Annotated in this window: 13 protein-coding genes; 3 read left to right on the forward strand and 10 right to left on the reverse strand. The window is 72.4% G+C overall.

Annotated elements, in window-relative coordinates:
- Positions 1-217: 217 nt before the first annotated feature.
- The 4 genes from Pen02_RS38460 to Pen02_RS38475 form a co-directional block, all read right to left on the reverse strand.
- Entirely contained in the window at positions 218-748 is a 531-nt protein-coding gene (locus Pen02_RS38460; protein WP_203871120.1) for a hypothetical protein, read from the reverse strand.
- Positions 749-961: 213 nt separating this feature from the next.
- The gene (locus Pen02_RS38465; protein ID WP_203871121.1) at positions 962-4,054 is read right to left on the reverse strand and encodes an Rne/Rng family ribonuclease; all 3,093 of its coding nucleotides are present in this window, start codon (positions 4,052-4,054) and stop codon (positions 962-964) included.
- Between the two features lie 109 nt (positions 4,055-4,163).
- Positions 4,164-4,910, reverse strand: coding sequence for a TIGR03936 family radical SAM-associated protein (locus Pen02_RS38470; protein ID WP_203871145.1), 747 nt, complete (start codon positions 4,908-4,910; stop codon positions 4,164-4,166).
- Positions 4,911-5,042: 132 nt separating this feature from the next.
- Complete coding sequence (locus Pen02_RS38475; RefSeq protein WP_203871122.1) at positions 5,043-7,031, reverse strand: TIGR03960 family B12-binding radical SAM protein; 1,989 nt, start codon at positions 7,029-7,031, stop codon at positions 5,043-5,045.
- Positions 7,032-7,271: 240 nt separating this feature from the next.
- On the opposite strand from Pen02_RS38475, the gene Pen02_RS42310 reads away from it, so the two are divergent.
- Positions 7,272-9,266 (forward strand): hypothetical protein, encoded by a 1,995-nt coding sequence (locus tag Pen02_RS42310; protein ID WP_239141955.1) that lies wholly within the window; start codon positions 7,272-7,274, stop codon positions 9,264-9,266.
- 81 nt (positions 9,267-9,347) lie between these two features.
- Here Pen02_RS42310 and Pen02_RS38485 read toward each other — a convergent pair whose 3' ends face one another.
- The 3 genes from Pen02_RS38485 to ndk form a co-directional block, all read right to left on the reverse strand.
- Positions 9,348-10,031, reverse strand: coding sequence for a lysophospholipid acyltransferase family protein (locus Pen02_RS38485; protein WP_203871123.1), 684 nt, complete (start codon positions 10,029-10,031; stop codon positions 9,348-9,350).
- A gap of 138 nt (positions 10,032-10,169) precedes the next feature.
- A complete protein-coding gene (gene ileS / locus Pen02_RS38490) occupies positions 10,170-13,352 on the reverse strand; it encodes an isoleucine--tRNA ligase (RefSeq protein WP_203871124.1) in 3,183 nt (1,060 codons plus the stop codon).
- A gap of 280 nt (positions 13,353-13,632) precedes the next feature.
- On the reverse strand, positions 13,633-14,079 hold the full coding sequence (ndk, locus tag Pen02_RS38495) for a nucleoside-diphosphate kinase (RefSeq protein ID WP_239141956.1): 447 nt from the start codon (positions 14,077-14,079) through the stop codon (positions 13,633-13,635).
- Between the two features lie 196 nt (positions 14,080-14,275).
- Between ndk and Pen02_RS38500 the strand changes: the two genes are divergently transcribed.
- Entirely contained in the window at positions 14,276-16,042 is a 1,767-nt protein-coding gene (locus Pen02_RS38500; RefSeq protein WP_239141957.1) for a VOC family protein, read from the forward strand.
- A gap of 70 nt (positions 16,043-16,112) precedes the next feature.
- Here the strand turns inward: Pen02_RS38500 and Pen02_RS38505 are convergent, their stop codons facing one another.
- The 3 genes from Pen02_RS38505 to Pen02_RS38515 all read right to left on the reverse strand — a co-directional run bounded on the left by Pen02_RS38505 (position 16,113) and on the right by Pen02_RS38515 (position 20,659).
- Entirely contained in the window at positions 16,113-16,481 is a 369-nt protein-coding gene (locus tag Pen02_RS38505) for a DUF4233 domain-containing protein (protein ID WP_203871126.1), read from the reverse strand.
- Positions 16,478-17,749, reverse strand: a complete 1,272-nt coding sequence (locus Pen02_RS38510) for a bifunctional folylpolyglutamate synthase/dihydrofolate synthase (RefSeq protein WP_203871148.1) — start codon at positions 17,747-17,749, stop codon at positions 16,478-16,480. The genes Pen02_RS38505 and Pen02_RS38510 overlap by 4 nt, the downstream gene beginning before the upstream one ends.
- 267 nt (positions 17,750-18,016) lie before the next feature.
- On the reverse strand, positions 18,017-20,659 hold the full coding sequence (locus Pen02_RS38515; protein WP_203871127.1) for a valine--tRNA ligase: 2,643 nt from the start codon (positions 20,657-20,659) through the stop codon (positions 18,017-18,019).
- A 69-nt stretch (positions 20,660-20,728) separates the two neighbouring features.
- Between Pen02_RS38515 and Pen02_RS38520 the strand changes: the two genes are divergently transcribed.
- Positions 20,729-21,466, forward strand: a complete 738-nt coding sequence (locus Pen02_RS38520) for a hypothetical protein (RefSeq protein WP_203871128.1) — start codon at positions 20,729-20,731, stop codon at positions 21,464-21,466.
- Positions 21,467-21,510: the final 44 nt, after the last annotated feature.

Below are 21,510 nucleotides of genomic sequence, written 5' to 3' on the forward strand. Positions count from 1 at the left end.
GCCGCAGGCTAGCGTACGCCATGGTGGGCAGCTCACCCAAACCGGCCCGCTCCCCGAGCCGCCCCACGGGCCGGCGACCAGGACCGCCGCCCGGCCGCCAGACCAATCGCCGGCCGGCAGACCGATCGCCGGCCGGCAGACCGGTCACCGTCGCGGTCTGGTCGTGAGCCGCCCCGCGAACCGCCCCGGGCCGGCGGCAGGACCAGCTCCCCGACGGTCAGGTGCCGCAGAGCTGGTCGAGCCGCTGCTGCAACTGCTGGAGCTTGTTCTCGTCGACGGACTCGACGGTGGCCTTCATCGTGCCGACCTCGGTCGCGATCTCCGCCAGTACGCCCTTGAGCCGCTCGTCGGTGGCCCGGGCGGACTGCTCCCGCATCGCGGTACCCCAGGTCTGCAACGCCGCCTCCGCCTTGCGCTGCGCGCCCTGCGCCCCGGCGGTGTCGCCGGTGCCCGCCGCCTGGAGCGACTTGCCCAACTCGGAGACGAAGGTCTGCACCGAGGAGGTGCTGGCCTTGGTGGCCGCCTCGCAGACCTCCTTGCCGTTGCCGCCGGCCGGGCTGGTGTCCACCGCCGGTGACCCGGCCGCGCCGCCCGGGGTGGCACCCGGACTCGCGGCGCCGGACGAGGGCGTGCCGCCGGACGGCCGGGCCGACGGGTCGGGTGCGGCGGCGCCGTCCCGCTCACCCGAGCAGCCGGCCGCCGCGAACAGGGCGGCGGCGATAGCGGCGGTCACCAGCAGGCGTCGCATGGTCTTCTCCTCCGGGGGTGCGGATGGTCCTGCGCGACCGGTGCCGACGGTGGCCGGCGACCGGTCGACGATCACGAGGGAATGCCCAGCCTAGCCATCTCCCCCGCGATCGTCGCAGTCACCGAGCGCCACCATCCGGCGCCCGCCACGGCCCCGCACGCGGTCGGGCCGTGGCCGGTCAGCCGGCGCACGGCCCGAAACTGCGGTGCCGGCTCAGGGCCGGGTACGCCGACGGGTGCCACCGCGCCGGGCCCGGCGACGTCCGCCGCCGATCTCCGCGCCGTCGGCCTCCGCGTCCAGGTCACCCGTCTCGTCGATACCGTCGGGGTCGCCGGCACCGGCCAGCCGCATCGGCTCGCCCGGCGCGGTCTCGTCGACGCCGCCGGCCTCGGGGGTGTCCACCTCGTAGCGGGACAGGTCGTAGCCCATGGTGTCCTCGTAGTCCGAGACCTCCACGACGATCCGTTCCGGCGCGGCGGCCTTCCGGCCCCGCCGCCGGCCGCCAGCGGTCGGGGACTCCGCCGCCGGGGTCGAGGCCGGTGCGGTGGTACCGGTGGCCGAGGCGACCGCCTTCACCTTGTCGCCCGCCCCGGGCCGGGACTTCTCCGGCACCGGCTCGGTGTGGATGATCACGCCACGACCCTTGCAGCAGTCGCAGGTCTCGCTGAACGCTTCGAGCAGCCCGGCGCCGATCCGCTTCCGGGTCATCTGGACCAGGCCGAGCGAAGTGATCTCGGTCACCTGGTGCTTGGTCCGGTCCCGGCCCAGGCACTCGGTGAGCCGGCGCAGCACCAGTTCGCGGTTCGACTCCAGCACCATGTCGATGAAGTCGATCACGACGATGCCGCCGAGGTCGCGGAGCCGGAGCTGACGGACGATCTCCTCGGCCGCCTCCAGGTTGTTCCGGGTGACCGTCTCCTCCAGGTTGCCGCCGGCACCGGTGTACTTGCCGGTGTTGACGTCGATCACCGTCATCGCCTCGGTACGGTCGATCACCAGGTGACCGCCGGAGGGCAGGAAGACCTTCCGGTCCAGCCCCTTGAGGATCTGCTCGTCGATCCGCCGCTCGGCGAAGACGTCCGCCGTACCGGTGTGTCGGCGCAGCCGGGGCACCAGGTCGGGCGAGACGTGTGAGAGGTACGACTCGACCATGTCGTACGACTCGTCGCCCTGCACCACCAGCTCGCGGAAGTCCTCGTTGAACAGGTCCCGGACCACCCGGATCACCAGGTCGGGCTCCTCGTAGAGCAGCACCGGTGCGCCGCCCTCGGCCGCCTTGGCCTGGATGTCCTCCCACTGCGCCTGGAGCCGCTTCACGTCCCGGGCCAGCTCGTCCTCGCTGGCTCCCTCGGCGGCGGTCCGGACGATCACGCCGGCCCCGTCCGGCACGAGCTTCTTCAGGATGTCGCGCAGCCGCTTGCGCTCGGTGTCCGGCAGCTTGCGGCTGATCCCCGAGGCGTTGCCGTGCGGTACGTAGACCAGGTGCCGCCCGGAGAGCGCGATGTGACTGGTCAGCCGGGCACCCTTGTGTCCGATCGGGTCCTTGGTGACCTGCACCAGCACCGAGTCGCCGGAGCGCAGCGCCTGCTCGATCGAGCGGGCCCGCCCCTCCAGGCCGGTGGTGTCCCAGTTGACCTCGCCGGCGTAGAGCACCGCGTTGCGGCCCCGGCCGACGTCGACGAAGGCCGCCTCCATGCTGGGCAGCACGTTCTGCACCTTGCCCAGGTAGACGTTGCCGGCCATGGTGCCGGCCGAGGCACGGGTGACGTAGTGCTCGACCAGCACCCCGTCCTCGAGTACGGCGATCTGGGTCCGGTCGCCGCGCTGGCGTACCGCCATCACCCGGTCGACCGCCTCCCGGCGGGCCAGGAACTCCGACTCGCTCAGGATCGGCGGCCGGGTACGCCGCTGCTCGCGACCGTCCCGACGGCGCTGCCGCTTGGCCTCCAGCCGGGTGGAGCCGGAGACGCCCTGCACCTCGTCCACGGTCTTCCGGGGCTCACGGATCTTGATCACGGTGTGTACGCCGTCGTCGGCCGTACCGTCGGTGTCCCCGGCACCCTTGCGCCGGCGCCGACGGCGACGCCGGGTCACGCCGTCACCGGCCTCGCCGTCCTCGTCTTCGTCCTCGTCCGCGCCGGCCTCGGCCTGGGCCGCCGGCTCCTCGCCCTCCTCGGCGTCCTCGACGTCGTCCGCGCCGCCCTTGCCCCGGCCCCGACCCCGGCGACCACGCCGACGCCGACGCCGGGCGGCGCTCTCCTCGTCTTCGTCCTCGTCCGAGTCGGTGACGTCCACGACCTCCTGGTCGGCGACGGTTTCGACCTCGACCTCGACCTCGGCGTCCGGCACGACGGGCTCGGCACCGCGCCGCCCCCGGCGGCGCCGCCGGGCGGTCTCGACCGGCTCGACCGGCTCGGCCTCCACCTCGTCCTCGGCGGGCTGGGCGACCGGAGCGGGCTCGACCGTCGCACCGGGCCGGGCCGGCGGGGTCTCCGGCTCCGGGGCCATGAACAGCACGGTGGGCGCGGAGAGCGCGGCGCCGCGCCGACGTCCCCGGGGCGCCTCCTCGGCCACGGCCTCGGCATCGGCCGCACCGCCGGACGCGGGCGCACCCGCTCCGCCGGTCAGTTCCGGGGTGGCCGGGGCGCCGACGTCCGAGCCGGTCACCGGAACGTCGCCGGTCACCGCCGGGGCGGCGGGGCGCTCGACGGCGCTGCCCGGGGTCTCGACGGCAGCGCTCGGCGCCTCGGTGGCGCCGCCCGGGGTTTCGACTGCGGCCCCGGTCGGCTCGGCGGGCGGCACCGCCTTCTTCCGCCGGGTGCGGGTCACCTTCACCGGTGGCACCGGCTCGGCCGTCGCGTCCTCGGTGTCGGGTGCGGGCGGGGCCGGGTCACCGGTCGGGCTCGCCGCCACGGCCGGAAGTCCGGTGTCGTCCTTCTTGTCCGCCGTGGTCGCCTTGCGCCGCCGTCGGGTGGTCTTCGGCGCGGATTCGAGGTCGCCGGCCACCGGGGCCAGCACCTCGGCGTCGGCGGCCTCCGCGCTGACCGTCCGGGCCGTGCTGGGGGCCTCGGCGGGTACGCCGGTCGGCGCCGGCTCACTCGCCGTCGTCGGCGTGCGGCGCCGGGTGGTACGCCGTCGCGTGGGCGCCTCGGCTGCGCCGCTCTCGGTGCTCCCGCTCTCGGCGGTACCGCTACCCGTACCAGCGCTTTCCGTGCTGGCGCCAGTCGCGCCGGCAGTTCCGGTGGTGGCGTCGACGGCCGGCTCCGCGCCGGTCCGTTCCCCGCCCTCTGGCTCGTTCTCGAGCATGGACGTTCTCCAGTTCTGGCTTCCCCGGGCGCGGGTGAGCGCTGCCACGCAGGGTTGCCGCAAAGTATTTCCGGTGACGCGTCAAGGTGACCGGGTCGCCGAAGTCTGCCTACCTGACCGCCGGCCGGACTTCCGGCTGGCGTTCGCCGATGGCGGTCCCGTCGCGATCCGCCTCCAACGGATCGACGATCTCCCCCTGCGCGGTCAGCGTGCCCTGCGCCAGCCGGGTCGCCCTCGGCGGCACCGGCGGCTCCAGGTCGGCCACCACGCGGAGGCCGGAAAGGACGTCATCGGGTCGTACGGACGGGGTGACCTGCCGGACGACCACTTCGAGTATCGCACACGGTACGCCCGCGACCCCGGAAGGTGCCTCGGTCCTCTCGATCACATCGAAGGTGGTGACGGCGGCGCGGCTGTCGAAGACGCGTCGCCCCTGCTTGGTCATCCGCTCGACGAGCACCTCGGAAGCGGCCAGGAAGGCCGACACGGCCGCACGGGCGACATCCGGTTCGACACCCGGCAGTTCCACCCGCCACCGGGAGGCGTCGATCCGGTCGGCCAGGCTGCCGCTGCCGGCCACCACCGCGTCCAGCACGTCGAGCCCGGGCGAGAGTACGGCGTCCAGGGCGGCACGCAGCGCCGCCGGCTCCACCGGCTGCTGGAGCCCGATTTCCAGGTACTCCGCCTCGCTGGCCACTCCGGTCGGGGCCGCGCTGGCGTAGGAGATCTTGGGGTGCGGGGTGAAGCCCTGCGAGAACGCCACCGGTACGCCGGCCCGGCGCAACGCCCGCTCGAAGGCCCGGGCGAAGTCCCGGTGCGACGTGAACCGCAGCGGCCCACGCTTGGCGTACCTGATCCGGATCCGCTGTACGACCGGTGCCTGGCCGCCCTCCGGCTGTGGTTTCCTGCTGATCGTGCTGCTCCTCGGCTGCGGGTGGTTCGGGGTGGGCCGTTTCCGGGCGGGCTGCTTCCGCCGGAACGGCCGGGGTCAGTGTCCGGTGCCGGCCGGCATCCGCAGGCCGGTGTTGACCGGCGTCAGCGGCAGCAACTTCTTGCCGGTCGGACCGATCTGGATCTCGGTGTCCATGGACGGGCACACGCCGCAGTCGAAGCACGGCGTCCACCGGCAGTCGTCCTGCTCGAACTCGGTGAGCGAGTCCTGCCAGTCCTGCCAGAGCCAGTCCTTGTCCAGGCCGGAGTCGAGGTGGTCCCAGGGCAGCACCTCGGCCTGCTCCCGCTCCCGGACGGTGTACCAGTCGAGGTCCACCCCGAAGCCCGGCAGCACCTCGGCGGCGGCGTCCACCCAACGCTGGTACGAGAAGTGCTCGCTCCAGCCGTCGAACCTGCCGCCCTGCTCCCAGACCCGCCGGATGACCGCACCGATCCGCCGGTCGCCCCGGCTGAGCAGTCCCTCGATCAGCGACGGCTCGCCGTCGTGGTAGCGGTAGCCGATCGCCCGGCCCAGCGACCGGTCGGCGTTGATCGCCTGCTTGAGCAGCTTGAGCCGGTTGTCGATCACCTCGGGCCGCTCCATCCGGGCCCACTGGAACGGGGTGTGCGGCTTCGGCACGAACCCGCCGATCGACACCGTGCAGCGGATGTCCTTGGAGCCGGTGGCCGCCCGGCCGGCCTTGATCACCTCGTGCGCGAGCCGGGCGATCTGGAGGACGTCCTCGTCCTCCTCGGTCGGCAGCCCGCACATGAAGTAGAGCTTCACCTGCCGCCACCCGTTGGTGTAGGCGGTGACCACGGTGCGGATCAGGTCCTCCTCCGACACCATCTTGTTGATCACCTTGCGGATCCGCTCCGAGCCGCCCTCCGGGGCGAAGGTCAGCCCGGTACGCCGACCGTTGCGGGACAGTTCCTGGGCCAGCTCGATGTTGAACGCGTCCACCCGGGTCGACGGCAGCGAGAGCGAGACGTTGGTGCCCTCGTACTGCTGGGCGAGGCCGGAGCACATGTCGCCGATCTCGGAGTGGTCGGCCGACGACAGCGACAGCAGCCCCACCTCGTGGAAGCCCGAGTATTCGAGGCCGTCCTTCACCATCTGCCCGACGGTGGTGATCGAGCGTTCCCTTACCGGACGGGTGATCATGCCGGCCTGGCAGAACCGGCAACCCCGGGTGCAACCCCGGAAGATCTCCACCGCGTACCGCTCGTGCACGGTCTCGGCCAGCGGCACGATCGGCTTCTTCGGGTACGGCCAGGCGTCCAGGTCCATCGTCGTGCGCTTGTGCACCCGGAACGGCACGTCCGGCCGGTTCGGCACGACCCGCTGGATCCGGCCGTCGGGGAGGTAGTCGACGTCGTAGAAACGTGGCACGTAGACGCTCTCGGTCCGGGCCAGTCGGAGCAGCAGCTCGTCCCGCCCGCCGGGGCTGCCCTCCTCCTTCCAGGCCCGGACGATCTCGGTGATCTCCAGTACGGCTTCCTCGCCGTCGCCGAGCACCGCCGCGTCGACAAAGTCGGCGATCGGCTCGGGGTTGAACGCGGCGTGCCCGCCGGCCACGATCACCGGGTGCGCGTCGGTGCGGTCGGCGGAGAGCAGCGGAATGCCGGCCAGGTCGATCGCGGTGAGCAGGTTGGTGTAGCCCAGCTCGGTGGCGAACGAGATCCCGAACAGGTCGAACGCGCCGACCGGCCGGTGCGCCTCGACGGTGAACTGCGGCACGCCCTCGGCCCGCATCAGCCGCTCCAGGTCCGGCCAGACCGCGTACGTCCGCTCGGCCAGTACGTCCGGCAGCTCGTTGAGCACCTCGTAGAGGATCTGCACGCCCTGGTTCGGCAGCCCCACCTCGTACGCGTCCGGATACATCAGCGCCCAACGGACGACCGCCGACTCCCAGTCCTTCACCACCGCGCCCAGCTCGCCACCGACGTACTGGATCGGCTTGCTGACCTGCGGCAGTAGCTGCTCGAGCTGCGGCCAGACCGTCATCGCCGCTGACCTGCCCGCGACGGTCGACGCGGCGCTCATGAAACCTCCCGGGACACACTCCGCTGGAACACCGACCAACCATCCAGAGTACGCGGCACGCCCGCAACCCGAACGGGTAGTCCCCGCGCCCCGGAACGGGAGATTTGCGCCGGAAAACTCCCTGGCCCCGCCGAGCGCCGGGATTTCCACACCGTCGGAGACATCCGTACGATCCGGCGCGGAACGACCGATTGGTCGGGCGGTACTAACCTCGGACGGGCGCGAGAGGAGATCCGCACAATGTCCCAGCCGCAGCCGGAGGAGACCGCCCCGGCGGGCCGAGCCACCCCGACCGGGCCGTCACCGGCCGACGGATCGGCGACCGTGGCAGCCGGTGACCAGCACGGTCGGGTCGGTGACCAGGTTGTGGGCGGCGGGGAGGAAGCCGTCGACATCCGCGAAGAAGCCGACACCCGGGAAGCAGTGCTGGACGCCCGGGCAGAACCGGACGGGTCGCCCGACGACGACCTCGACCAACCGACCCGGCCCACCCCACCACCCGACGCCGCCCGGGAGCCACACTCCGCGCCGGCCGACCCCGTCGGCGCCCCGTCGTCGACGGCCGCTGACCCGCCGACGCTCACCGACCCCGAGCCCGAGCCCGCTCCCCGGACCGCCCCGGACGACGAACCGCGCTCGGACAACAGCCCTCGCTCGGGCTCGGACAACACCCCGGGCTCGGACGGCAGCTCACGCTCGGAGAACAGCTCACGCCCGGGCAACACCCCACGCCCGGACGACAGCTCACGCTCGGACAACAGCCGACGCTGGGACGACGGACCAGGTTCGGACAACACCCCACGCCCGGACGACACCCCGCGCTCGGGCGACAGCGCGCCGTCGGGCGACGAACCGGGATCGGGCGACGAGGCTGATCAGCCGACCCGCCGTACCGCGCCGCCCGACGCCACCCGGGTCGAGCAGCCGGCCGGGGGCGCCTCGGGTGCCGGTCCGGTTGACGCCGTCCCGACGGTTTTGAGCGACGAGGACGAGGACGGGCCGACTACCACCCGGGTCGCCGCACCCCGCTGGACCGGCTCGGCGGCCGTACCACCGCCGAGGCCGCGTAAGCGTCGCTGGCTCCGGGGCGACGCCGAGCCCGCCGACGTACCGGCGGCGCCGACCCGTCGGGTGCCAGCGGCCGATCCGACCATGCGGATGCCGGGCGTCGAGGCGGACGAGGACGACATTCCCACCCCGGTCGACCCCTGGGCCGGTGCCGCTGACGATCCGTGGGACGCGCATGCCGCGTACCCGTCGTCCGGCGGCCATCCCGGGCCGGCGAGTCACCCACCGGTCGGCCACGACACGCCCGTCAGTCCACCCCCGGCCCGGCAGTTGCCGGTGACCCGGAAGTTCCCCGCGCCGACCGGCCCGCCGCCGCCGACACCACCGCACCCGGCATCGCGCCCGCGATCACCGCACGCCGCGCCACCACCACCGCCACCACCGCACGCGGCGCCGCCGCCACCGGCACCGGCGCGGACCGCGCGACCGCCGGCCCCACCCGCACCGCGCAAGCAGCCGGCACCGCCGGTCGCCCCGCCCCGACCGCCGAAACAACGACGCCGGTCGGAGCCCCCGCCGCCGGTCAAGAAGGCGCCGCGCAACCACCCGCCCGTTCCGGTACGCCGCCGTCGGCGCTGGCCCCGCGTCATGCTCACGCTGACCCTGCTCAGCATCGCCTGCTGCTGCGGCATCCCGGCGTACTACGCCAAGCCGATCTGGGACCAGTACCCGGCGTCGCCGGTGGATCCGCTGCCCAGCGAGGTGCTCGACCTCCAACTGGTGGACAACGCCTCCGGGCGGCAGGCCGCCGAGGACCTGAAGCAGGAGGTCCGGACGCGGAACTGGTTCACCGGCGGCGAGGCGTTCGCCGGCGTCTACCGCGCCTCGAACGGCAAGCAGGTCGTCGTCTTCGGCAGCACCGGCTTCCGGCTCAGTCCGGAGTCGGCCGTGCAGGAGGAGATCACCCGGCTCCAGGACGAGTACGCCGTCACCGGCGTCGAGTCGCTGCCGACCGGCGTACGCGGCGAGTTCCGCAGTTGCGGCACGGGCAAGGCCGACGGTGACACGGTGGTGGTCTGCACCTGGGCCGACCACGGCAGCCTGGCCACCGCGCTGTTCACCCGACTGTCGATACCGGACAGTTCCGAGCTGCTCGGCGCACTGCGGGACAGCATCATCCTGCGCGAGCCGGTCGGCGCGAACAGCGGCAGCGCCAGTACGGGCTGACCGCGTCCCGGTTCGCCCGCCACCGGACGGGTGAACCGGGCGGACCAGGTGTGGGATCGGGGCGGACCAGGCGGACGGTGGTTAGGAGCCGTTCTCGGCGGTGTTGCGGGCCGGCGCGTACCGGGGCACGTACTCCTGCCCGGTCAACCTCTGGATCTCCGACATGATCTCGTCGGTGATCTGCCGTAGCGAGGTCCGGTCGGTCGGGCGGCCGACGAAGTCGAGCGGCTTGCCGAACCGTACGGTCACCTTGCCGGTGCCGAGCCGGGGCACCCGGGCCCCGATCGGCTGCACCCGCTCGGTGCCGATCATCCCGACCGGGATCACCGGCACCTCGGCGGCGAGCGCCAGCCGGGCCACTCCGGTACGTCCCCGGTAGAGCCGCCCGTCCGGGGACCGGGTGCCCTCCGGATAGATCGCCACCAGGTCACCGGCACGGAGTACCGGGATCGCCCCGTCGAACGCCGACAGCGCGGCCCGGCCGCCGGCCCGTTCGACCCGGATCGCACCGAGCCCGCCGATCACGGACCGGGTCACCCAGCCCCGCAGCCCGGTACCGGTGAAGTACTCGGCCTTGGCCCAGAAGGCGAGATGCCGGGGTACCACCGCGCCGAGGAACAACTCGTCGGCGACCGAGAGGTGGTTGCCGGCGAAGATCGCGCCACCGGTGGTGGGGATGTTCTCCAGGCCCTCCACGTTCGGGCGCCAGCCAACCCGCATCGCGGTGCCGACGGTGTACTGGCCGAGGGTGTAGAGCAGCGGCACGGGACCTCCGGCAGTCGAGTGGTCGGGCGCTGTCACGTTAACCGACGCCCGACCGGTCCGCGTAGGTGCCCGTCTCGATCACCCACCCGGACCGGTCAGGCTGCCCGAACCGACCTCCGGAAAACGTGCCGGCACTGGTCAGCGGCGGCGTACCGCCACCGTCACCCGGCCGCCCTCACCGACCTCGCCCTCGAAGCCCGCAGAGCCGTCGAAGCCCGTCGCGCCGTCGTTGCCGTCGATCCGGTCGACGAACCCGACCGAGTCGGCCAGCACCTCCCGGGACACGAAGTCCCGGTACGCCTCGACCGCCGCGACCACCTCCGCCGGACCGGCGAGCAGCACGTCGATCCGGTCCGACACGTCCAGCCCCGCGTCCCGGCGGGCCTGCTGCACCACCCGTACGACGTCCCGGGCCAGACCCTCGGCGGCGAGTTCCGGGGTGACGGCGGTGTCCAGCACCACCACGCCCTCCCCGCCCGGCAGCGGCGCCGAGTGCTCGGCGTCGGCCGGTACCAGCTTCAGCTCGTACTCGCCGGCCTCCAGCCGGACCCCGGCCGCCTCCGGTACCCCGTCGACCAGCGTCCAGTCGCCGGCCTTGACCGCCTTGATCACGGTCTGTACCTGCTTGCCGACCCGGGGCCCGAGCGCCCGGGGCACCACCGTGAGCACCTGCTCGCAGTAGCTGGTCAGCTCCTCGCTGAAGGTCACCGCCTTGACGTTGACCTCGTCCGCGATCAGGTCGGCGAACGGCCGCAGCGTCTCCGCCGCCGGGGTCGCCACGGTCAGCGACGACAGCGGCAGCCGGACCCGCAGCCCCTTCGCCTTGCGCAGCGACAGCGCCGCCGAGGCGACGTTCCGGGTGGCGTCCATCGCCGCCACCAGCTCGTGGTCGGCCGGGAACTCGGCGGCGTCCGGCCAGTCGGTCAGGTGCACCGACCGCTCCCCGGTCAGCCCGCGCCAGACCTCCTCGGCGGTCAGCGGGGCCAGCGGGGCCAGCACCCGGCTAACCGTCTCCAGCACCGTGTAGAGGGTGTCGAAGGCGTCCCGGTCACCGGACCAGAACCGGTCCCGGGACCGCCGGACGTACCAGTTGGTCAGCGCGTCCAGGAACGACCGGACCGTGCCGCAGGCGCCGGAGATGTCGTAGACGTCGAGCTGCCCCTGCACCGCCTCGACCAGCTCCCGGGTCTTGGCCAGCACGTACCGGTCGAGCAGGTGCGTCGAGTCGGTACGCCGGACCGCCGAGTAGCCCTCCGCGTTCGCGTAGAGCGAGAAGAAGTACCAGACGTTCCAGTACGGCAGCAGCACCTGGCGTACGGAGTCCCGGATCGTCGTCTCGCTGACCACCACGTCGCCGCCGCGCAGCACCGGGGAGGACATCAGCGTCCAGCGCATCGCGTCCGAACCGTAGCTGTCGAACATCTCGTAGACGTCCGGATAGTTGCGCAGGCTCTTGGACATCTTGCGCCCGTCCGAGCCGAGCACGATGCCGTGCACCACCGCGTTGCGGAACGCCGGCCGGTCGAAGAGCGCGGTCGCCAGCACGTGCATGGTGTAGAACCAGCCGCGCACCTGCGGGACGTACTCGACGATGAAGTCCCCGGGGTAGTGGTGCTCGAACCACTCCCGGTTCTCGAACGGGTAGTGCACCTGGGCGAACGGCATCGAACCGGACTCGAACCAGCAGTCCAGCACCTCCGGCACCCGGCGCATGGTGGAGCGCCCGGTCGGGTCGTCCGGGTTCGGCCGGGTCAGCTCGTCGATGCCGGGCCGGTGCAGGTCGGTCACCCTGACCCCGAAGTCGGCCTCCAGCTCGGCGAGCGAGCCGTAGACGTCGACCCTCGGGTACTGCGGGTCGTCCGACTTCCAGACCGGGATCGGCGAGCCCCAGAACCGGTTCCGGCTGATCGACCAGTCCCGGGCGTTCGCCAGCCACTTGCCGAACGAGCCGTCCTTGACGTGCCCCGGCGTCCAGTTGATCTGCTGGTTCAGCTCCAGCATCCGGTCCTTGACCTTGGTCACCGCCACGAACCAGGAGGAGACCGCCTTGTAGACCAGCGGGGTGTCGCAGCGCCAGCAGTGCGGGTACGAGTGGGTGTAGGTGTCCTGCCGGAGCACCACCCCGCGCTCCTTCAGCTCGCGGATCACCGACTTGTTGACGTCGAAGACCTGCTCACCCTGGTACGGCGGGACCAGCGCGGTGAACCGGGTGTGGTCGTCCACGGTCACCACGGTCGGGATGCCGGCCGCGTTGCACGCCTTCTGGTCGTCTTCGCCGAAGGCCGGAGCCAGGTGCACCACCCCGGTGCCGTCCTCGGTGGTGACGAACTCCGCGCCGAGCACCTGGTAGGCGTTCGGCCCGCCCTGCTCGACGAGGAAGTCGTAGAGCGGGGTGTAGCGGCGACCGACCAGGTCCCGGCCGTGCACCGCGCCGAGCTGGGTGTAGCCGTCCAGCTCCTTCGCGTACGCCCCGAGGCGGGCGGCGCCGACGACGTAGCGTTGGCCGTCCCGCTCCAGCACCGCGTACTCGATGTCCGGGCCGACCGCGAGCGCCAGGTTGGACGGCAGCGTCCACGGCGTGGTGGTCCAGACGCCGACCCGGACCGGCCCGCGCAGCAGCTCCGGCGCGCTCTCGTCCGGGGTCAGCTCGAACCAGACCGTCAGCGTCGGGTCGTGCCGGTCCCGGTAGACGTCGTCCATCCGGGTCTCGGTGTTCGACAGCGGGGTCTCGCAGCGCCAGCAGTACGCCAGCACGCTGAACCCCTCGTAGACCAGCTCCTTGCTGTGGAGCTGCTTGAACGCCCACATGACGCTTTCCATGTAGCTGAGGTCGAGCGTCTTGTAGTCGTTGCCGAAGTCGACCCACCGGGCCTGCCGGTTGACGTACCGCTCCCAGTCCCGGGTGTAGGCCAGCACCGAGGTCCGGCAGGCGTCGTTGAACCGGCCGACGCCGAGGTCGATGATCTCCGCCTTGGTGGTGATGCCGAGCTGCTTCTCCGCCTCCACCTCGGCCGGCAGGCCGTGGCAGTCCCAGCCGAACCGCCGCTCCACCCGCCGGCCCCGCATCGTCTGGTAACGCGGGACCAGGTCTTTCACGTAGCCGGTCAGCAGGTGGCCGTAGTGCGGCAGTCCGTTGGCGAACGGCGGGCCGTCGTAGAAGACGTACTCGTTGCCGCCGTTCGGGCCGGGGTCGCGGGCCTCGACGCTCGCCTCGAAGGTCTTGTCGGCCGTCCAGTGGTCGAGCACGCGCTGCTCGACCACCGGCAGCTCGGGACTGGCCGGCACGCCCGTGCCGGCGGGGGCGTTCTTCGGGTACGCCATCGCGGGTCGTTCTCCTCGTCGCAGCTCACTGTCCGTGTCTGCGAGGACGAGCCACCGGTACGCCGGAACCGGCGCGCCGCGGACCCGCGGTACCACCCCGCTTGGCGGTCGGAAGATCGACCACCCGCTCGTTGGCCGGCTGTGACGGGCCGGTCCCGTCCGGTTCTACTGGGGTGTTTCCACCTGTTCTTCCGGAGGCTCGCCGGTGATGGCCGGGTCGACGCCTGTGCCCGTCAACGATACTCGACCGCTTCCCCGGCCCCCACTCGATATCCCCGGGTCAGGCCGGCTCCGTCCCCGGGTCGGCCAGTTCGGGAAACCAGAGGGCGATCTCCCGGCGGGCGGTGTCGACCGAGTCGGAGGCGTGCACCAGGTTCTCCCGGGACGAACTGGCCAGGTCGCCCCGGATCGTGCCGGGCGCCGCCAGCCGCCCGTCGGTGGCGCCGACCAGGCCACGGACCAGCCCGACCGCGCCGGAGCCGGAGAGCACCAGCGCGACCAGCGGGCCGGAGGTGACGAAGTCCCGCAGCGCCGGGTAGAACGGCTTGGCCACGTGCTCGGCGTAGTGCAGGTCGGCGAGCCGGGCGTCGATCCGGCGCAGCACCATCGCGTCGATGCCGAGCCCCTTGCGCTCGAACCGGCCGAGGATCTCGCTGACCAGCCGCCGCCGCACCGCGTCAGGCTTGATCAATACGAGGGTACGCTCGGCGGAACCGCTGCTGACCACGGACATCCTCGGGTACGGGCCGGAAGGTTGGGCACCGTCAGCGTATGTCGGCGCGTTCCGGGGTACGACGCCGGAGGTCGGCACGTTCGGCCAGCTCACGGGCGAGGCGATCCGGCGGCCGGGGCGCGTACCCGTCCCGGGTCGTTCCATTCCCGCCAGATCCGGCCTAGCCTGGCCTTAACCAGGGAGGTCCACTGTGGCAGATGGTCGACGCCGCCAGGTCGCACCCGTGCGCAAACTGGTCGCCGCTGTGCTGGGCACCTTCGCCACCTTCGTCGTCCTGTTCGGCTTCGGGATGCAGAGTTGGGCGATTGCCGTACTCGGGGTGGCGCTGCTCGCCCTGGCCATCGCGCTCGTCGCGTTCACCGCCGTACGCAGCGGTCCCCGGGCCTGGGTGACCGGCATCGGGCACGTGCACAGTGTCACCGAGCCGCCCGCCGCGTCCACCTTCGGCCGGTGCGAACTACAGATCGTGATCGACGCGCCGGGGGTGCCGGGGCGCTCGGTGCGGATCCGTGATCCCCGGGTGCCGGTGTCGAAGTGGCCGGACCCGGGCGCCACCCTGCCGATCATGGTGGCCATCGACGACCAGCGGCACGTACGGATCCTCTGGGACGAGGTGCTGACCCACGCCGAGGCGGCTGCCGGCGGCGACCTGCCGCCGGAGTTCCACAACCTCGACCCGATGGACGACGACATCCTGATCGAGCAGGAGGCGCCGCCGTGGGCGCGTGGCCCACTGGACGACCCGTACCCCGCCCGCCCGCCCGGCTCCGCTCCGGTCACCGAGGACCTGTCCGACGACCTCGCCTCGCTCCGGGACGACCTGGAGCCGCTCCGGGACGACCGGGGTACGTCCCGCGAGGAGCCGGTGGTGATGCGCCAGACGCCCGGCGGCACGATCGTGCTGGAGGGTACGTTGGTCGAGCCGCCGTCCACCGCGCCGCTGCCCCGCCGGTCCCGGCCGAACCCGGGCCCCGGCGGCCGGAACAGGCGGCCCCGCCCCGGTCCCGCGCCCGCCGGAACACCGACCGCCGAATCGCCGTCCGGGCCGCTCCCGTCCGAGCCGGACGTCGCGGCCGGAGCCGGTGGCACCGACTCGCCCGGCAGCGGTGACGGGCCGGAGACGCCGCTGATCCCGGAAGCCCGGTCCGGGGCCTTCCCGACGACCGGCCCGGCTCCGGCGGAGCCGGACGGACACGCGCCGGACCCGGCCGACCCGGACTCCGGTCGGTCGGCCACGGCCTCCGGCCGCCCCGGTACGGCCTCCGCGAACCCGGCCGACCGTCCGTCGACCAACCATCCGTCGACCGACCGTCCGTCAACCGAGCGCGCCTCGACCGACCGTTCCCTCGACGAGATCGACATCCCGCTGGACGACCCCGATTTCGACCTCGACCTCGACTCCGGTCCCGTCTTCGATCCCGACGCGGGTCGCGGTCGTCCGGTCGCGGGTGCCGGTGTGCACGATCCGTCCCAGCGGGCCGGATCGGCGCCGCCCGACGACCTGGAGCCCGCCTCGGACGACGAGGCGATCCTGGCCGACCTGATCGCCACCCAGCCGCCGGCCCGGCTCGGCGGCTCCGGCCCGATCGCCGGGGTCGGCATCACCCTGCTGGTCACCGACCTCGAACGGTCGATCGCGTTCTACCGCGACCTGCTCGGCTTCTTCGAGATCGACGGCGGCGAGGGCAACGCCATCCTCGCCTCCGGGGCGACCCGACTGGTGCTGCGGGCGATCCGCGAGGTCGCCCCGATCAACCGGCGGCTGGTCCACCTGAACCTGGAGGTCAACGACGTGACCGCGGTCTACGAGGAGCTGCTGGCCAAGGGTGTGAAGTTCACCTACGCCCCCCGGGCGGTCAACCGGGGCGCCAAGCTCGAACTCTGGGCCGCCGCGTTCCGGGACCCCGACGGGCACGGCATCGCGCTGACCCAGTGGCGGAGCCGGGCGACCGGCTGACCGGTACCGCTCTGCTGACCGCCCGGACATCCCGACCAGCCTGGTCGGCGAGGTCCGTGCCAACCCCCGGTCAGCCCAGGATGACCCGCCGGACGTGCAGCACGTAGACCCAGACAGCGGCGAAGATCAGACCCAGCGCGCCGAGCGACCACTGCAGGAAGCCGGCGAGCAGCAGTAGCCCCTGGAGGACCGTCGCGGCGTGCCAGGCCCATGGCCGGCGCAGAAGTCCGGCCAGTACCACCGCCAGCACCGCGAGCCCGACGACCACCCCGATGGCGGCACCACCCAGTTCGCCACCGAGCAGCCGGATCGGCTGGATGGCGAGCAGCAGCACCAGCGTCTCCACGCTCAGCGTCAGCGCACCGAGCCCGCGTACCGCCCGGTCCGGGTCACGCAGCCCGGAGGGTCGCCCGCTGGCGCCCTCGTCCGGGGCGGTCATCGCTTCAACAGCCGGCGGGCGTCGGCCACTGTGACCACCGAGCCGGTGACCAGCACACCCACCCCGCTCAACTCTCCCTGCACGTCGGACTCGGCCAGCGCCACGGCGGCCTCGATGGCGTCCGGCAGTTCCGGAGCCGTCTCCACCCGCTCCGGCCCGAAGATCTCCGCCGCGAGTTCGGCGAGTTCCGCCGCCGGCATCGCCCGGGGCGAACTGTTCTGGGTCACCACGACCGCGTCGACCACCGGTTCGAGCAGTTCGAGCAGGTTCTCCGCGTCCTTGTCCTCCAGTACGCCGACCAGCGCGATCAGCCGGCTGAACGCGAACTCCTCCTGGAGCGCGTTGACGGTGGCGGCCATGCCGTGCGGGTTGTGCGCCCCGTCCAGCAGGATCGTCGGGGCCGACCGGACCCGCTCCAGCCGGCCCGGCGAGTCGGCGGTGGCGAAGCCCTGCCGGACGGTCTCGACGTCGAGCTGTCGGGACGCACCGGCACCGAGGAACGCCTCGACGGCGGCGAGCGCGATCGCGGCGTTCTGCGCCTGGTGTGCCCCGTGCAGCGGAAGGAAGACGTTGTCGTAGACGCCGCCGAGTCCCTGGAGCGACAGCACCTGGCCGCCGACCGCCATGGTCCGGCGCAGTACGCCGAACTCGCCGCCCTCCCGGGCGATGGTGGCGCCGACCTCGGCACAGCGCTCCAGGATCGGCTCGGCCGCCTCCTCCGGCTGGGTCGCCGAGATCACCGTCGCGCCCTTGTGGATGATGCCCGACTTGGCCAGCGCGATGTCCTGGATCGTGTCGCCGAGCCACTCGGTGTGGTCCAGCCCGATCGGGGTGAGTACCGCGACTCCGGCGCTCAGTACGTTGGTGGAGTCCTCCGCCCCGCCGAGCCCGACCTCGACGACCGCCACGTCCACCGGGGCGTCGGCGAAGGTGGCGAAGGCGAGTGCCGTGGTCAGGTCGAAGTACGTCAACGGTTCGTCGGCGCGCTCGTCGATGAGTCGGGCCAGCGGCGCCACCTCGCGGTAGACCGAGACGAACCGCTCCTCGCCGATCGGCTCGCCGTCCAGGCTGATCCGCTCCCGCACACTCTCCAGGTGCGGACTGGTGTACCGGCCGGTGTGCAGCCCGAAGGCCCGGAGCAGCGAATCGATCATCCGGGCGGTCGACGTCTTGCCGTTGGTGCCGGTCAGATGGATCGCCGGGTACGCCCGCTGCGGACTGCCGAGCAGGTCGAGCAGTTCCTCGATCCGCCCCAGGTCGAACACCATCCGGGTGTACCCCCGGTCGGCCAGTTCCGCCTCGACCTCGGCGAACTCCGCCGCCCGCTGTGCACGCTCACTCACCGCGACCCTCGCCCCCGCACCGTACGTCCCCCGCCCGTTCCACCGAACCACCGCATCCTCGACCGCCGCCGTCGTACGCCGTCGTCGGTCCGCGCCGACGCTGGTCCACGGCCCACACCGACCCGCGGTCGCCGTCGGACGACCCGCACCCGTACACCCCTGACCCGCACCGCACCCGCAGCCGCCGCCTGATCAGCCCAGCGCCACCAGGGCGCTGGCGATCCGCTCCAGGTCCGCCTCGGCCGCCGCCAACCGGTCCCTGATCTTGTCGACCACCGGTGCCGGCGCCTTGTCGAGGAAGGCCGGGTTGTCCAGCTTGCCCCGCGCCTGGCTGATCTCCTTCTCGGCTGCGGCCCGGTCCTTGGTCAGCCGGGCCCGCTCGGCGGCGACGTCGATCGAACCCCGGGTGTCCAGGGCCACCGTCACGGCGCCGGAGACGGCGAGCGTTGCGCTGGCGGCGAAGTCCGACCCCGCCTCGTCCAGCCGGACCAGCGACCGGATCAGCGGCTCGTGCGCGGCGATACCGGCCACGCCAAGCCCGTCGAGCCGGGCCGCCACCCGCTGTGCCGGCCGCAGCCCCTGGTCGGAACGGAACCGGCGGATCTCGGTGACCACCCGCTGCAACTCGGTGATCTCGCGTTCGGCGGCGTCGTCGCGCAGCGCCGGCACCGTGCTCGGCCAGGCGGCGGTCATCACCGACGCCCCGGCCGGGTCGCCGTCGACGGTGTCGCTGCCGGCCAGCGCGGTCCACAGTTCGTCGGTGACGAACGGCACCACCGGGTGCAGCAGGCGCAGCAACTGGTCGAGCACGTGCCCGAGTACCCGACGGGTGACCTCGGCCGGCTCGCCACCGGCGGCCAGCACCGGCTTGGCCAGTTCCACGTACCAGTCGCAGACGTCGTCCCAGGCGAAGTGGTAGAGCACGTCGCAGACCTTGGCGAACTCGTACGCCTCGAACTGCTCGTCCACCTCGGCGGTGACGTGCTGCAACCGGGACAGGATCCACCGGTCCACGGTCGAGAGTCGGGCCGGCTCGGGCAGCTCGCCCGTCACGTGCGCGCCGTTCATCAGGGCGAACCGGGTGGCGTTCCAGAGTTTGTTGCAGAAGTTGCGGGAGCCCTGGCACCACTCGTCGCTGACCGGCACGTCCTGACCGGGGTTGGCGCCCCGGGCCAGGGTGAACCGGGTGGCGTCGGCGCCGTACCGCTCGATCCAGTCCAGCGGGTCGACCACGTTGCCGAACGACTTCGACATCTTCTTGCCGTACTGGTCGCGCACCATGCCGTGCAGCGCGATCACGTCGAACGGCTGCCGACCGTCCATCGCGTACAGGCCGAACATCATCATCCGGGCGACCCAGAAGAACAGGATGTCGTACCCGGTGACCAGCACACTGGTCGGATAGAACTTGGCCAGGTCGGCGGTCTGGTCGGGCCAGCCGAGGGTGGAGAACGGCCACAGCGCGCTGGAGAACCAGGTGTCCAGCACGTCGACGTCCTGGTGCCAACCCTCGCCGGTCGGCGGCTCCTCGTCCGGGCCGACGCAGCGCACCTCGCCGTCCGGGCCGTACCAGACCGGGATCCGGTGTCCCCACCAGAGCTGGCGGGAGATGCACCAGTCGTGCATGTTGTCGACCCAGGCGAAGTACCGCTTGGCCATGTCGGCCGGCTCGATCTTCACCCGGCCGTCCCGCACCGCGTCGCCGGCCGCGCGGGCCAGCGGACCGGTGTTGACGAACCACTGCAACGACAGTCGGGGCTCGACGGTCGTACGGCATCGCGAGCAGTGCCCCACCGCGTGCACGTACGGCCGCTTCTCCGCCACGATCCGACCCTGCTCGCGCAGCGCGGCGACGATCGCCGGCCGGGCCTCGAACCGGTCGAGCCCCTGGAACGGGCCGGGCGCGGTGATGACACCCCGCTCGTCCATGATCGTCAGCGACGGCAGGTCGTGCCGCTGGCCGATCTCGAAGTCGTTGGGGTCGTGCGCCGGGGTCACCTTGACCATGCCGGTGCCGAAGCTCGGGTCGACGTGCTCGTCACCGACGATCGGGATCCGCCGCCCGGTCAGCGGCAGCTCGACCTCGGTCCCGATCAGGTGCTTGTACCGCTCGTCGTCCGGGTGCACCGCGACGGCGGTGTCGCCGAGCATGGTCTCGGCCCGGGTGGTGGCGACCACCACCTCGTCGCTGTACCGGATCGACACGAGTTCGCCGTCGTCGTCGGTGTGCTCCACCTCGATGTCCGACAGGGCGGTGAGGCAGCGCGGGCACCAGTTGATGATGCGCTCGGCGCGGTAGATCAGGCCGTCGTCGTACAGCTTCTTGAAGATCGTCTGTACCGCCCGGGACAGCCCCTCGTCCATGGTGAAGCGCTCGCGGTCCCAGTCCACCGAGTCGCCGAGCCGGCGCATCTGGCCGAGGATCTTGCCGCCCGACTCGGCCTTCCACTGCCAGACCCGCTCGACGAACTTCTCCCGGCCGAGGTCGTGCCGGGAGAGTCCCTCGCCGGCGAGCTGGCGCTCGACCAGGTTCTGGGTGGCGATGCCGGCGTGGTCCATGCCGGGCAGCCAGAGCGCCTCGTAGCCCTGCATCCGGCGACGTCGGGTCAGCGCGTCCATCAGGGTGTGTTCGAAGGCGTGGCCCATGTGCAGTGAGCCGGTGACGTTCGGCGGCGGGATGACGATGGTGAACGGCGGCTTGTCGCTGTCGGCCGAGGCCCGGAAACGCCCGGCCGCTACCCACTCCTCGTACCGCCGACGCTCTACCTCGCCCGGCTGGTACTGGGCGGAAAGGGTCGGGGCCGGGGCGCGGTTCGCATCCAGAGTCTCGGTCACCCTCGAAGTCTACGAGCCGCACCGCCCGGCCCGTCGTGCGCCACCTCCGCCTCGCGTACGGTGGCGGCTATGTCCGATGCCCCCCGCTCCGATCGGCAGTCCGTGCCCGAGTCCGGCGCGATCGAGATCACGTCGGAACCGATCGTGCTGGACCAGGCGGTCGGCCGGGAGACCGAGGCGGTCGACGTCACCCCGCTGCCCCATACCGGTGCGGATGCCGGTGCCGGCGAGCCGACCGGTCGGCCGTCGTCCCGCCGCCGGAAGATCGTGCTCGGCTCGGTGCTCGCGGTCACCCTCGCCGGGGTCGCCGTCTTCGGCAGCGTGACCTGGCGCATCCTCCAGGAGAAGGACGCCACGCTCAGCACGCCGGTCGAGGTCGCCGGCCTGACCCGCGACGAGAGCGACGGCGCCCGGACGACCATCGAGTACCTCCAGACGGCCGTCAACGCGGAGATCGACTTCGCGGAGAGCTTCGGCGCCGTCTACGCCGACCCGGCCGGCCCGGACCGCAGCGTGCTGCTTTTCGGCGGTACGACCCTCGTCTGGCAGCCCGAGCGGGATCTGGACCGCCTCTTCGACCTGGCCTCCGAGGAGGACAGCCCGGTCGCCGACATCCACGAGGTGGACGCCGGATCCCTCGGCGGTGTGATGAAGTGCGGTACGGCGCCGATCCAGCAGGGCGAGCTGGTCTTCTGCGGCTGGGCCGACCACGGCAGCATTGCGATGGGCATGTTCGCCGGCCGTTCCGTCGACGAGTCCGCAGCCCTGCTCCGCGACATCCGCAACACCGTGCAGAGCCGGGACTGACCGGCTCGGCGGTGTTTTCCGGCTGCCGCTATTGGTGGCACAAA

Origin of the sequence: Plantactinospora endophytica (assembly GCF_016862915.1) — a bacterium.
GTDB lineage: Bacteria > Actinomycetota > Actinomycetes > Mycobacteriales > Micromonosporaceae > Plantactinospora > Plantactinospora endophytica.

Coding starts and splice junctions, on each gene's coding strand:
- Pen02_RS38460 (WP_203871120.1), bottom strand. CDS start 748: ATGCGACGCCTGCTGGTGACCGCCGCTATCGCCGCCGCCCTGTTCGCG.
- Pen02_RS38465 (WP_203871121.1), bottom strand. CDS start 4,054: ATGCTCGAGAACGAGCCAGAGGGCGGGGAACGGACCGGCGCGGAGCCG.
- Pen02_RS38475 (WP_203871122.1), bottom strand. CDS start 7,031: ATGAGCGCCGCGTCGACCGTCGCGGGCAGGTCAGCGGCGATGACGGTC.
- Pen02_RS42310 (WP_239141955.1), top strand. CDS start 7,272: ATGTCCCAGCCGCAGCCGGAGGAGACCGCCCCGGCGGGCCGAGCCACC.
- ileS (WP_203871124.1), bottom strand. CDS start 13,352: ATGGCGTACCCGAAGAACGCCCCCGCCGGCACGGGCGTGCCGGCCAGT.
- Pen02_RS38505 (WP_203871126.1), bottom strand. CDS start 16,481: ATGACCGCCCCGGACGAGGGCGCCAGCGGGCGACCCTCCGGGCTGCGT.
- Pen02_RS38510 (WP_203871148.1), bottom strand. CDS start 17,749: ATGGTGTTCGACCTGGGGCGGATCGAGGAACTGCTCGACCTGCTCGGC.
- Pen02_RS38520 (WP_203871128.1), top strand. CDS start 20,729: ATGTCCGATGCCCCCCGCTCCGATCGGCAGTCCGTGCCCGAGTCCGGC.